Genomic DNA, 12,042 nt, shown 5'->3' on the forward strand with positions numbered 1-12,042 from the left:
CTATGCGTCGATGCGCTCCACCTTGCCGACGAGCAGCCCGTACGACAGGCTGCCCGCGAGCGCCATTGCGGCGATGTAGGTGATCGCGCGCGAGAAGTCCGCGCCGTCGACCAGCAGCCCGATCACGATCGGCGTCGCGATCGCGGACAGGTTGCCGATCAGGTTGAACACGCCGCCCGTGAGGCCAAGCAGCCGCGCGGGCGCGAGCCCCGACACGAGCGACCACGTGATCGACGCGAAGCCGTTGCCGAAGAACGCGATCGTCATGAACGCGATCACCCAGCCGGTGGAGCTCACGTAGTTCGCGCCGATGATGCAGGTCGAGATCGGCAGCCCCGAGATGATCGGCAGCTTGCGCGCGAAGCCTTGCGAGGCGCCGCGTCGCATCAGCCAGTCCGACAGCACGCCCGAGCAGAGCACGCCGACGAACGCGGCGAGGAACGGCAGCGACGCGAGCAAGCCCGACTTGATGAAGTCCATCCCGCGATACTTGACGAGGTAGGTCGGGAACCACGTAAGGAAGAACCACAGCGTCGAGTTCAGCGCGAACTGGCCGAGGTAGATGCCCCACAGCTTGCGCCGGCCGAGCACGACGCCGAGGTCGCGCCACGTCGACGGCGCGCGTTCGCTGTGCGCCGCGACGCGGTCCTCGAGATCGACGAGGCCGCCGCCGTCGCGGATCAGCGCGATTTCGGCCACATTGACGCCGCGAAATGCGCGCGGCTCGCGATACACCGCATACCAGATCGCGGCCCATGCGATGCCGGCGAGGCCGGTCGCGACGAACACCATGTGCCAGCCGAGATGCACCTGCAGCCACGCGAGCACCGGCGTGAGGAACGCGAGGCCGACGAACTGGCCTGACGTGTAGCCGCCGATCGCGCTCGCGCGTTCGCGGGTCGGGAACCACGTCGTCACCACGCGGTTGTTGATCGGGTAGGCCGGCGCTTCCAGCGCGCCGACCGCAAGGCGCAGCACGATCAGTCCGACGAACGAACCGGCGAAACCGAGCAGCAGCGTCGCGGCCGACCACAGGGCGAGCGCACCCGCATACAGCACGCGCGGCGACACCTTGTCGACGAGCCAGCCGCCCGGAATCTGCATCAGCGCATAGGTCCAGCCGAATGCGGAGAACACGAGGCCCGCGCGAACCGGATCGATGTTCAGTTCCTTGAACAGCTCGGGCGCCGCGATCGACAGGTTGCTGCGGTCGAGATAGTTGATCACGACCGTGACGAACAGCAGCGCGAGGATCAGCAGCCGCTTGCGGCTCGGCGGCGTGGCCGAGGCCGAGGCCGCGGCTGCGGCTGAGCGCGTGGCGGATTCGGATGAGGCGCCGGTGTGCGCGGATGAGCGCGCCGGCGGGTTGGCGTGGGTGCGTGACGCGGATTGGGCCACGGTCGTCTCCTGTGTTCTATGCCTCGGCCGGCGCTCGCGGACGAGGCGGCCGAATCGAATGGCGTTGGGGCGAACGTTAGAGCCGGGGCGCGGCGTGCGTCAACATTTGGGCAGGCATCCCTATTAATGGGACGTCGGACGCTCAGTATGTGGGAAATGCGGCGAGCGGCAGCGCGGCGAGGCGAGGGAGCGGGTGAAGTCGCGGGGAGCGCGTCATGAGCGCGCGTCTAACGATGGTCGTGGATGAGGACGGAGCCGGCAGGTCCGCCCGGTTTCCCGACGCCGAAATTTCATGCGGGAGCGGAGGTGCGCGCCGGACGCTGCCGGGTAGCCGTGATACCAGTACCTTTGCTCGCCTTGTTGCGGATCCGCATGAACGCAAGAATGCCCGTTCCGATTCTGCTCACTGATGAGATGCTCAATGAAAATGAAAATATTCGAAGCCGGTTTCACCCTCTGTGCCGTGCTGAGCGTCGTCGGCCCGGCGCGCGCCGCGGATTTCTCGATCGATAGCGCGGAACTGGCCGGTCGCACATTCGGTGATGCACAGGTATCCGATAGTTTCGGGTGTCGCGGCAACAACATTTCGCCATCCATCCAATGGCGCGGTGAGCCCGAGGGGACGCAAAGCTACCTGCTGACGATGTTCGATGCCGACGCACCGACCGGGTCGGGATTCTGGCATTGGGTCATCGCCGACATACCGGTGTCCGTTCATCGCATTGCGTTGCGTTCCGGCAATGACGTGTCCCGATTGCCGGCGGGTGCCGTCGAGATGAAGAACGACACCGGGCATGCCGGCTATCTTGGTCCGTGTCCACCGCAAGGCGCAACGCATCGCTACGTCATTACGCTGACGGCGCTCAAGGTCGCGAAGTTGCCGGTCGATCGGGACGCGACGCCGGCGGTCGTCGGCTTTGCTGCGCACGATCAGCAGCTTGCGAAAGCGACGATGACCGTTCGAATGAGCCGCTAGCCGTGCGTGCTGTCGTCGCGATAGCCGCTCTTGCCGACGAAGATTTCCTTCAACGCGGCGCGCAGCGCGACCGGATCGTACTGACCGGGCGCGAGATGGATCACGTAACGCGTCTGGCCGTCGAGACGCGCGGCGATGCCCGGCTCGATCTCGACGTCGATCGTATCGTCGGTCAGCCGCACCGACAGATCCTTGACGCGCAGGTTGAGCTGGTCGCGCACCATCACTTCGATCAGCGTGTCGTCCGGAAAGCGCGACAGCGCGAAGCAATAGTCCTGCTCCGCATCGTGACAGTAGATGTTGGCGAAGCTTTCGTCGTCGTCGAGGTCGGACGTGGCCGCGCCGACGGTAGCGTGAAGTTCCATGAACGTAGTTCCTGCTGAACGGTTATTTGTGAGCGTGCATCGTCGTTTCGATCGCAGCCGCGGTGTCGGGCATCGCGTCGGCCTGCGCGTCGCGCGCCTTCAGCCACAGCCCGAATTCGCGCATGACGTCGACCACCGGCCGCAGCCGGTCGCCGTCCGCGGTGAGATCGTACTCGACGCGCACCGGCACTTCCGGATAGACGGTGCGCCGCACGAGCCCCGCGTCTTCCAGCGCGCGCAGGTCGAGCGTCAGCATGCGCTGCGAGATGCCCGGCATGTCGCGCCGCAGGTCGCTGAAGCGGCGCGGCCCGTCGAGCAGATACGACACCAGCAGCAGCCGCCAGCGGCCGCCGAGCACGCGCATCGCTTCTTCAACGGAACATCCTGTCGCACTCGTTTTCATCGTGGCCGAATCCTGGTCGGTAAATTTTTTGTGACTACGGCACAAACGACTGCCGTCTTCCCGGCGCTGCGCCGATGCGAGATATTAGCGCCCGCGTCGCGGCGAATCGATACATGGACAACCCACGAAGGAAACGCATGAAGCTCTATCACGCTCCCGGCAGCTGTTCGCAGGCGATCTGCATCGTGCTGCGCGAAGGCGGGTTCGACGCCGAGATCGTCAAGGTCGACGCGCGCAAGCATGTCGTCGAAGACGGCCGCAACTACTACGACGTGACCGAACTCGGCTACGTGCCGCTGCTCGAACTCGACGACGGCACGATGCTGCGCGAAGGGCCGGTGATCGCGCAGTATCTCGCGGACCAGCGCCCGGACGCCGCGCTTGCGCCCGCTTACGGCACGCTCGCGCGCTACCGGCTGATGGAATGGCTCAACTTTCTCGGCACCGAGATCCACAAGGGCTTCATCCCGCTGCTGTATGCGGTGCAGGCGGGGAAGTACGTGGAGCCCGTTCGGCAGAAGCTCGACAGCGGTTTCGCGTGGATCGACCGCCAGCTCGACGGCAGGACGTTCGTCACCGGCGACACGTTCACGGTCGCCGATGCGTACCTGTTCGCGCTGACCGGCTGGGGCAAGGCCGACTGGATGCGCTCGGTGTACAACGCGGATATCGACCTGAGCCGGCACGCGCATCTGCGTGCGTGGTACGAGCGGGTGCGCGAGCGGCCGGCGGTGCAGCAGGTGCTGGCGGCGGACAACCTGCTGCGATGACGCGCGGCGGCCGCGGCAGGGAACGCGCGTCGTTTCGCCGTAGCGACGCAGCGTCATGCCGCAACGGGCCGCGCTATAATCGCCGCCATGAAATGGCTTCGGACCTTCATCCTGCTGCTGCTGTGCGCGGTGCTGCCCATCAGCGGGCTGGCAGCCAGCGGCCTGACCGGTGAATGTCCGATGCAGCACACGATGTCGATGGAGGCGGACACGGGCATGAACATGGCCATGTCCGCCGACATGAGCGGCTGCGATTCGATGCAGCCGTCATCCGCCGATCACGCGAAGGCCAAAGCCAAGGGCATGGCCTGCAAGGTGACGGCCCAATGCCAGTTCGGCAGTCTCTACCACCCGGCCGGCCGCGCCGACGTCAGCCGTCCCGCTGCATTCGCCAGCACGATCGTCTTCCACTACACGCAGTCCGTCCCGGTCCGCGACCCGAACGGGTTGTGGCGCCCTCCACGCATCAGCTGATCCCGATTTGACCGGTTCGCCGCGCATGCGGTGAGGTTCGTCCTGTGCGCAGGACGTGGAATCCCTTTGGGTTCCGATTTGGGGTTACACCATGTCATTCGCTTTCCGCACGCTGCGCATGCCGCGTGCATGTCGGCGCACGCCCGTACCGTGGGCCGCGCTGCTGGTGGCGGGCGCCGTTCACGCGCAGCAGTCGCCGCTTACGCTGGACGCCGCGCTGCAGTCCGCCACCGATCGTTCCGCGTCGATGCAGGCCGCGCAGGCTTCCGTGCTTGCGCGTTCCGAAGCGGCCGTCAGGGCCGGGCAGTTGCCGGACCCGATGCTCAAGGCCGGCATCGACAACCTGCCGGTCAACGGCGGGCAGCGCTTCACCGTCGGCCAGGACTTCATGACGATGCGCCGCATCGGCATCGAGCAGGAATGGGTGTCCGGCGACAAGCGGCGGCTGCGTACCGCGCTGGCCGACGAGCAGGTTGGCCGCGAGCGCGCCGGCTATCTCGTGCAGCTGGCGGCCGTGCGCCGGCAGACCGCGACGGCGTGGCTCGATGCCGTCTATGCAAAACAGGCGCTCGCGCTTCAGCAGGCGCTGCTCGGTCACATGAACCATGAACTCGACGCGATGCAGGCGTCGTATCGAGGCGCAAAAGCGAGCGCGGGCGACGTCGTGCAGGCTCGCGCGATGCTCGCGCAGACGCAGGACCAGATGCTCAAGGCGCAGCAGGCGTATCGCACCGCGCTCATCGCGTTGGGCCGCTGGACGGCGGCGCCCGTGACCGACGTGACGGGTACGCCGCCCGCGCCCGAATCCTTCGTATCGTCGTTGCCGCCGGACGAGCTGCGCCTGTCGCAGCCGGCACTCGTCGCCGCCGCGGACGATATCGCGGTGGCCGAAGCCGACGCCGCGGTCGCGAACAGCGAGCGCAGCCCCAACTGGACGTGGGAAATCGCGTACCAGCAGCGCGGCGGCGCGTATTCGAACATGGTGTCGGTCGGCGTCTCGATCCCGCTGCCGCTCAATCGCAAGAATCGCCAGAACCGCGACGTCGCCGAAAAGGCTGCGCTCGCGACGAAGGCGCGCCTGATGTACGAGGACACGCTGCGCCAGGTACAGGCCGACATCCGCACGCAATCCGACACGCTGGCGAGCGGCCGCGAACGCCTCGCGAACCTCGGCGCTGCGCTGTTGCCGGCCGCCGACCAGCGCGTGCAGCTCGCGACGGCCGCGTACCGGGCCGGCACGGGGTCGCTCGCCGACACGTTCGCCGCGCGGCGTGCGCAACTCGAGGCGCAGTTGCAGGTGCTCGATCTCAGGCGCGAGGTATCGCAGACCTGGGCGCAGCTCGAATATCAGGTCGTGCCGTCGGCTATGGCCGCCGCGCAGTGACGGAGACGCTCATGACAAGACAATCACTGACGCGGGCGGCGCTGATCGCGTTCGCCGGCGCGACGCTCGTCGGCGCCGGCTATTTCGCGGGCGTCCGCCATGCGACGGGCGGCGCGGCGACGGCCGGCATGCCCGCCGCTGCGCCGCCGGACATGCCGGCGCCGCAGGCCGCACGCAAGGTGCTGTACTGGCACGACCCGATGGTGCCGAACCAGCACTTCGACAAGCCGGGCAAATCGCCGTTCATGGACATGCAGTTGCAGCCGGTCTATGCGGACGAAGGCGGCGCCGCGGCGGGCATCCGGATCGATCCGGGCCTGCAGCAGAACCTCGGCATCCGCTATGCGACCGTGCGCCGGCAGCAAACGGCGACCGGTTTTGACGCGGTGGGCACCACGCAGTTCGACGAAGCGCGCGCGGAGGTCGTGCAGTCACGCGTCACGGGCTACATCGACCATCTGTATGCACGCGCGCCGATGCAGCGCATCGCGAAGGGCGCGCCGGTCGCCTCGCTGTTCGTGCCCGACTGGCTCGCGCCGCAGGAGGAATATCTCGCGCTGAAGCGCGGCGGGATGGACGGCAGCCTGCTCGATGCGGCGCGCGCACGGATGCGGGCGCTGTCGATTCCGGACGGCGTGATCGCGAACCTCGACCGCACCGACCGCGCGCAGACGCACGTCGTGTTGAGCGCACCGGAGGCCGGCGTCGTCAGCGAGCTGAACGTGCGCGACGGCGCGATGGTTTCGCCCGGCCAGACGCTCGCGAAGATCGCCGGGCTGGCGACGCTGTGGCTGATCGTCGAGGTGCCGGAAGCGCTCGCTTTGAGCGTGCAGCCGGGCATGTCGGTCGACGCGACGTTCGCGGGCGATCCGGCCCGGCATTTCAGCGGACGCATCCGCGAAGTGCTGCCCGGCATCAGCACGGGCAGCCGCACGCTGCAGGCGCGCGTGGAGATCGACAACGCGTCGCTGAAGCTCACGCCCGGCATGCTGATGCGCGTACGCGTTGCCGCGAAGGAGACGGTGTCGCGCCTGCTCGTGCCGTCCGAGGCCGTGATCGCGACCGGCCAGCGCACGATCGTCATCGCGAAGCACGGCGACGGCCGGCTCCAGCCGGTCTCGGTGACGGTCGGCAACGACGTCGGCGGCGACACGGAAGTGCTCGACGGGTTGAACGAAGGCGACACGGTCGTCACGTCGGGGCAGTTCCTGATCGATTCGGAGGCCAGCCTGAAAAGCGTGTTGCCGCGGCTGGAGCGGGCGGCAGGGGCAAGCGCGGCCGCATCGTCCACGACGGCAACCGCGCCGGTCTACGAAACCACCGGCAAGGTGGAGAAGGTCACGGCCGACGACATCACGTTCTCGCATCAGCCGGTGCCGGCGCTCGGCTGGGGCGCGATGACGATGGCGTTCGGCAAGCCGTCGGCGCACGCGTTTCCGGACGTGAAGCCGGGCCAGACCGTGCGCTTCGCGTTCACGCAGACCGACGACGGTTACCGGCTGACGAAGGTCGAGTCGCAGGGAGGTGAGCGATGATCGCGCGCATCATTCACTGGTCCGTCCATCACCGGTTTCTGGTGCTGCTGGCCACCGTGCTGCTGGCGGCATGGGGCGTGCATTCGCTGCGACAGACGCCGCTCGACGCATTGCCCGACCTGTCGGACACGCAGGTGATCGTGAAGGCGTCGTATCCGGGCAAGGCGCCGCAGGTCGTCGAGGACCAGGTGACCTATCCGCTGACGACGACGCTGCTCGGCGTGCCGGGCGCGAAAACCGTGCGTGCGTACTCGTCGTTCGGCGACGCGTTCGTCTATGTGCTGTTCGACGACCACACCGATCCGTACTGGGCGCGCTCGCGCGTGCTCGAATACCTGAGCCAGGTGCAGAGCCGCCTGCCGGCGGGCGCGACCGTGTCGCTCGGCCCGGATGCGACCGGCGTCGGCTGGGTATACGAGTACGCGCTCGTCGATCGCACCGGCCGTCACGATCTCGGGCAACTGCGCGCGCTCAACGACTGGTTCCTGAAGTTCGAGCTGAAGGCCGTGCCGGACGTATCGGAAGTGGCGAGCATCGGCGGCATGGTGCGCCAGTACCAGGTCGTGCTGGATCCGGACAAGCTGCGCGCATACGGCATCACGCAGGCGGCGGTCGCGGATGCGCTCGCCAAGGCCAACCAGGCATCCGGCGGCTCGGTCGTCGAGCTGGCCGAGTCGGAGTACATGGTGCGATCGTCAGGCTACCTGCGCACGCTCGACGATTTCCGGCACGTCGTGCTGCGCACCGACGACACCGGCACGCCGGTCCTGCTCGGCGACGTCGCACGCATCCAGGTCGGCCCGGCGATGCGGCGCGGCATCGCGGAACTGAACGGGCAGGGCGAGGTGACGGGCGGCGTCGTCGTGATGCGCTCGGGCAAGAACGCGCTGACGACGATCGACGCGGTGAAGGCGAAGCTCGCCGACCTGAAGCGTTCGCTGCCGGCCGGCGTCGAAATCGTCACGACCTACGACCGTTCGCAACTGATCGCGCGCGCGGTCGACAACCTGACGGACAAGCTGATCGAGGAATTCGTCATCGTCGGGATCGTCTGCGCGGTGTTCCTGTTCCATCTGCGCAGCGCGCTGGTCGCGATCCTGTCGCTGCCGCTCGGGGTATTGGCCGCGTTCATCGTGATGCGCTACCAGGGCGTGAACGCCAACCTGATGTCGCTCGGCGGGATCGCGATCGCGATCGGCGCAATGATCGACGCCGCGATCGTGATGATCGAGAACGCGCACAAGCATCTGGAAGCGTACGACCGCGCGCATCCCGGCGAGCCGATCACGGCCGCGCGCCGCTGGGAACTCGTCGCGGCGTCGGCAGTGGAAGTCGGGCCCGCGCTGTTCTTCTCGCTGCTGATCATCACGCTGTCGTTCGTTCCGGTGTTTTCGCTGGAAGGGCAGGAGGGCAAGCTGTTCGCGCCGCTGGCGTTCACGAAGACCTATACGATCGCGGCCGCCGCCGGGCTGTCGGTGACGCTGGTGCCGGTACTGATGGGCTATCTGGTGCGCGGCCGCATTCCGCACGAGCACGCGAACCCGATCAACCGCGTGCTGATCCGCCTGTACCGGCCGCTGCTCGAAGCGACGCTGCGGCGCCCGTGGGCCGCGATCGGCGTCGCGGTCGTCGCGCTCGTGCTGACGGCCGTGCCGTTGTCGCGGCTCGGTGGCGAATTCATGCCGCCGCTCGACGAAGGCGATTTGCTGTACATGCCGACCGCGCTGCCGGGCATCTCGGCCGACAAGGCGAGCGAGCTGCTGCAGCAGACCGACCGGCTGATCAAGACCGTGCCCGAAGTCGACACGGTGTTCGGCAAGTCGGGCCGCGCCGATACGGCGACCGACCCGGCGCCGCTCGAGATGTTCGAGACGACGATCCGCTTCAAGCCGCGCAGCGCGTGGCGGCCCGGCATGACGCCGGAGAAGCTCGTCGACGAACTCGACCGGACGGTGAAGGTGCCGGGGCTGTCGAACGTGTGGGTGCCGCCGATCCGCAACCGGCTCGACATGCTGTCCACCGGGATCAAGACGCCGGTCGGCGTGAAGATTTCAGGGCCGGACCTGGCGGGGATCGACGCGATCGCGACGCAGGTCGAGGCAGCCGTGAAGCGCGTGCCGGGCGTGACGTCCGCGCTCGCGGAGCGGCTGAACGGCGGCCGCTACATCGACGTCGACATCGATCGGCTCGCCGCCGCGCGTTACGGGCTGTCGGTGGCCGATATCCAGGCGGTCGTGTCGTCGGCGATCGGCGGCGAGGACATCGGCGAAGTGATCGCGGGGCGCGAGCGCTTCCCGATCAACATCCGCTATCCGCGCGAGATTCGCGATTCGCTCGAGAACCTGCGGCAACTGCCGATCGTCACCGCGCGCGGCGCGCAGATCCGCCTCGGCGACGTCGCACATGTCGCGATCGCCGACGGGCCGCCGATGATCCGCAGCGAAAACGCACGGCTGTCCGGCTACGTGTACGTCGATCTCCGCGGTGCCGACCTGAGCACGGCCGTCCGTGCGATGCAGCAGGCCGTCGCACGGCAGGTCGCGTTGCCGCCCGGTTATTCGATCGCGTGGTCGGGGCAATTCGAGTATCTCGAACGCGCGGCGGCGACGCTGCGCACCGTCGTGCCCGTCACGCTCGTCGTGATCTTCGTGCTGCTGTTCGTCACGTTCGATTCGGCGGCCGACGCGCTGCTGCTGATGTCGACGGTGCCGTTCGCGCTGGTCGGCGGGTTCTGGCTCGTGTGGGCGCTCGGCCATGCGGTGTCCGTCGCGACGTCGGTCGGCTTCATCGCACTGGCGGGCGTGGCCGCCGAATTCGGCGTCGTGATGCTGCTGTACCTGAAGGGCGCGCTGCAGCGCCGGCTCGATGCCGGCGAACCGCTGACCGATGCGTTGCTGCTCGACGCCATTCGCGAAGGCGCGGTGCTGCGTGTGCGCCCGAAGGCGATGACGGTCGCCGTCGTGCTCGCCGGGCTCGTGCCGATCATGATCGGCCACGGCGCCGGTTCCGAAGTCATGCAGCGCATCGCCGCGCCGATGGTCGGCGGCATGGTCACGGCGCCGCTGCTGTCGATGTTCGTCATTCCCGCCGCGTGGCTTCTGCTTCAGCGCCGTCGCGCGCGAAGCGCGGGCCGCACGCGGCATTCCGATGCAGTTCCTTCCGGCACGAACGTGCCATCCATTCCCACCGGAGAATCACGATGAAGATGAATCAACTGATCGCCACTGCCGCCGCCGTTCTCGCGTGCGGCGCTTTCGCCGTCCCGGCCGTTGCCGCCGGCGACATGTCGGGCATGGACATGTCCGGCATGAAGATGTCGTCGGACGGCGCGGCGGAATCGAACGCCGCGCTGACCGACGCCGAGGTGAAGAAGGTCGATGCCGCGAGCGGCAGGATCACGTTGAAGCACGGCGCGCTGGAGAACGTCGGGATGCCGCCGATGACGATGGCGTTCAAGGCGAAGGACGCGGCGATGCTCGCGCAAGCGCATGCGGGCGACAAGGTCAAGGTGCGGATCGAGAAGGTCGATGGCACGTTGACGATCGTCAGGCTCGTCAAGGGTTCCTGATCGTCCGGATGCGGGCGTTGCCGTCGCCCGCATCCGGCGCGATGAAACGCGCCGCACCGACGTGTCCGCCGGTCGGCGCGCCCGACCGGCATTTATCGCGTCAGCGTCAACACCAGATACCCCGCATAACCCGCGCCGTTCGCGAGCAACGCCCAGAGCGCGAGCCCGCGCGTGCGCGCATTGACGCGCAGCCACGCCGCCGCCGCGAGCGTGATGATCACGCCGGTCAGCACTTCGGGGCGCGGCTCCCACGGCGTCAGCATGATGCCGATCGCCGGCAGCAACGTACCCTGGAACACCATCGCGCCGGTGATGTTGCCGAACGCGAGCGTGTCCTTTCCACGACGGATCCACAGCACGCTGTTGACCTTCTCGGGCAGTTCCGTCGCGATCGGCACGATGATCAGCGACAGCAGCAGCGCCGACACGCCGAGTACGTGCGATACGCCTTCCACGCCGTGAATGAAGCCCTTCGCGCCGCCGACCAGCAGCGCGACGCCGATCAGCAGTTGCAGCACGATCGTCGCCAGGTTGGTCGGCAGGCCGACGCGCGACAGGAACATCGCGTGCGGCGCCTCGGTGCCGTGCCCGGCATCGACGAGCTGGGTCGACGCGCGGAACGTCATCACGACGTACATCACGTAGAGGCCGACCAGCATCGCGGCGAGCAGCGCGCGCACGGCCCAGTTGTGATGCGGGACGAACATCGCGACGGTCGCCAGCGAGAATGCGGCGAGGAAGGTGTTCATGTCGCGCACGAAGCCCGTGCGTTCGGGCGCGATCGTGCCGCGCAGCCCGCGCGAGCGGATCACGGCGAGCGTCATCAGGAACGTGGTGAGCGTCGCGAGCATCAGCGGCGCGCCGAGAATCGCGCCGACGCCGATCTCCTCGTTCACGGCCTGGTTCGACGTGCCGCCGGCCAGCGCGAGCAGCGGCACCATCGTTTCGGGCAGCGCGGTGCCGACGGCCGCGAATAGCGAGCCGGTCACGCCTTCGGAAATCTTCAGGCGTTCGCCGAGATGTTCGAGCGCATTGGTGAAGAGTTCGGCCGCGACGAGGATGACGATCAGCATGAACGCCAGTTCGACGAACATGAAGGTCATGCGGCACCTCCGCAGGCAGCGGTGGCGTGGAGAACGAGAGCGGGGAGGAACATGGGGACTCCGTGG

Annotated in this window: 11 protein-coding genes; 7 read left to right on the plus strand and 4 right to left on the minus strand. The window is 67.7% G+C overall.

Features of this window, described 5'->3' with window-relative positions:
• Positions 1–1,398, minus strand: coding sequence for an MFS transporter (locus HWX03_RS34830; protein ID WP_175874416.1), 1,398 nt, complete (start codon positions 1,396–1,398; stop codon positions 1–3).
• Between the two features lie 421 nt (positions 1,399–1,819).
• On the opposite strand from HWX03_RS34830, the gene HWX03_RS34835 reads away from it, so the two are divergent.
• The gene (locus HWX03_RS34835; protein WP_244132859.1) at positions 1,820–2,374 is read left to right on the plus strand and encodes a YbhB/YbcL family Raf kinase inhibitor-like protein; all 555 of its coding nucleotides are present in this window, start codon (positions 1,820–1,822) and stop codon (positions 2,372–2,374) included.
• Here the strand turns inward: HWX03_RS34835 and HWX03_RS34840 are convergent.
• Positions 2,371–2,739: a hypothetical protein gene (locus HWX03_RS34840; protein ID WP_175818780.1), complete on the minus strand. Its 369-nt coding sequence runs from the start codon at positions 2,737–2,739 to the stop codon at positions 2,371–2,373. The two genes, HWX03_RS34835 and HWX03_RS34840, sit on opposite strands and share 4 nt — an antisense overlap.
• A gap of 22 nt (positions 2,740–2,761) precedes the next feature.
• The gene (locus tag HWX03_RS34845; protein ID WP_175818781.1) at positions 2,762–3,142 is read right to left on the minus strand and encodes a helix-turn-helix domain-containing protein; all 381 of its coding nucleotides are present in this window, start codon (positions 3,140–3,142) and stop codon (positions 2,762–2,764) included.
• A 137-nt stretch (positions 3,143–3,279) separates the two neighbouring features.
• Between HWX03_RS34845 and gstA the strand changes: the two genes are divergently transcribed.
• From gstA to HWX03_RS34875, 6 genes are all read left to right on the plus strand, one after another.
• Complete coding sequence (gene gstA, locus HWX03_RS34850; RefSeq protein WP_175874417.1) at positions 3,280–3,912, plus strand: glutathione transferase GstA; 633 nt, start codon at positions 3,280–3,282, stop codon at positions 3,910–3,912.
• Between the two features lie 87 nt (positions 3,913–3,999).
• The gene (locus tag HWX03_RS34855) at positions 4,000–4,386 is read left to right on the plus strand and encodes a hypothetical protein (RefSeq protein ID WP_175874418.1); all 387 of its coding nucleotides are present in this window, start codon (positions 4,000–4,002) and stop codon (positions 4,384–4,386) included.
• 91 nt (positions 4,387–4,477) lie between these two features.
• Complete coding sequence (locus tag HWX03_RS34860) at positions 4,478–5,770, plus strand: TolC family protein (protein WP_175874419.1); 1,293 nt, start codon at positions 4,478–4,480, stop codon at positions 5,768–5,770.
• 11 nt (positions 5,771–5,781) lie between these two features.
• Positions 5,782–7,305 carry an efflux RND transporter periplasmic adaptor subunit gene (locus tag HWX03_RS34865; protein WP_175874420.1) on the plus strand — a complete coding sequence of 508 codons (1,524 nt, stop codon included), beginning with the start codon at positions 5,782–5,784 and terminating at the stop codon, positions 7,303–7,305.
• Positions 7,302–10,508, plus strand: coding sequence for an efflux RND transporter permease subunit (locus tag HWX03_RS34870; RefSeq protein ID WP_175874421.1), 3,207 nt, complete (start codon positions 7,302–7,304; stop codon positions 10,506–10,508). Before HWX03_RS34865 ends, HWX03_RS34870 begins: the two co-directional genes overlap by 4 nt.
• Entirely contained in the window at positions 10,505–10,873 is a 369-nt protein-coding gene (locus HWX03_RS34875) for a copper-binding protein (RefSeq protein WP_175818787.1), read from the plus strand. Before HWX03_RS34870 ends, HWX03_RS34875 begins: the two co-directional genes overlap by 4 nt.
• 92 nt (positions 10,874–10,965) lie before the next feature.
• On the opposite strand, the gene HWX03_RS34880 is transcribed toward HWX03_RS34875, so the two are convergent.
• Positions 10,966–11,976: a sodium:calcium antiporter gene (locus tag HWX03_RS34880; protein WP_175874422.1), complete on the minus strand. Its 1,011-nt coding sequence runs from the start codon at positions 11,974–11,976 to the stop codon at positions 10,966–10,968.
• Positions 11,977–12,042: the final 66 nt, after the last annotated feature.

This window comes from Burkholderia sp. BCC0397 (genome assembly GCF_902832865.1).
Taxonomy (GTDB): Bacteria; Pseudomonadota; Gammaproteobacteria; order Burkholderiales; family Burkholderiaceae; genus Burkholderia.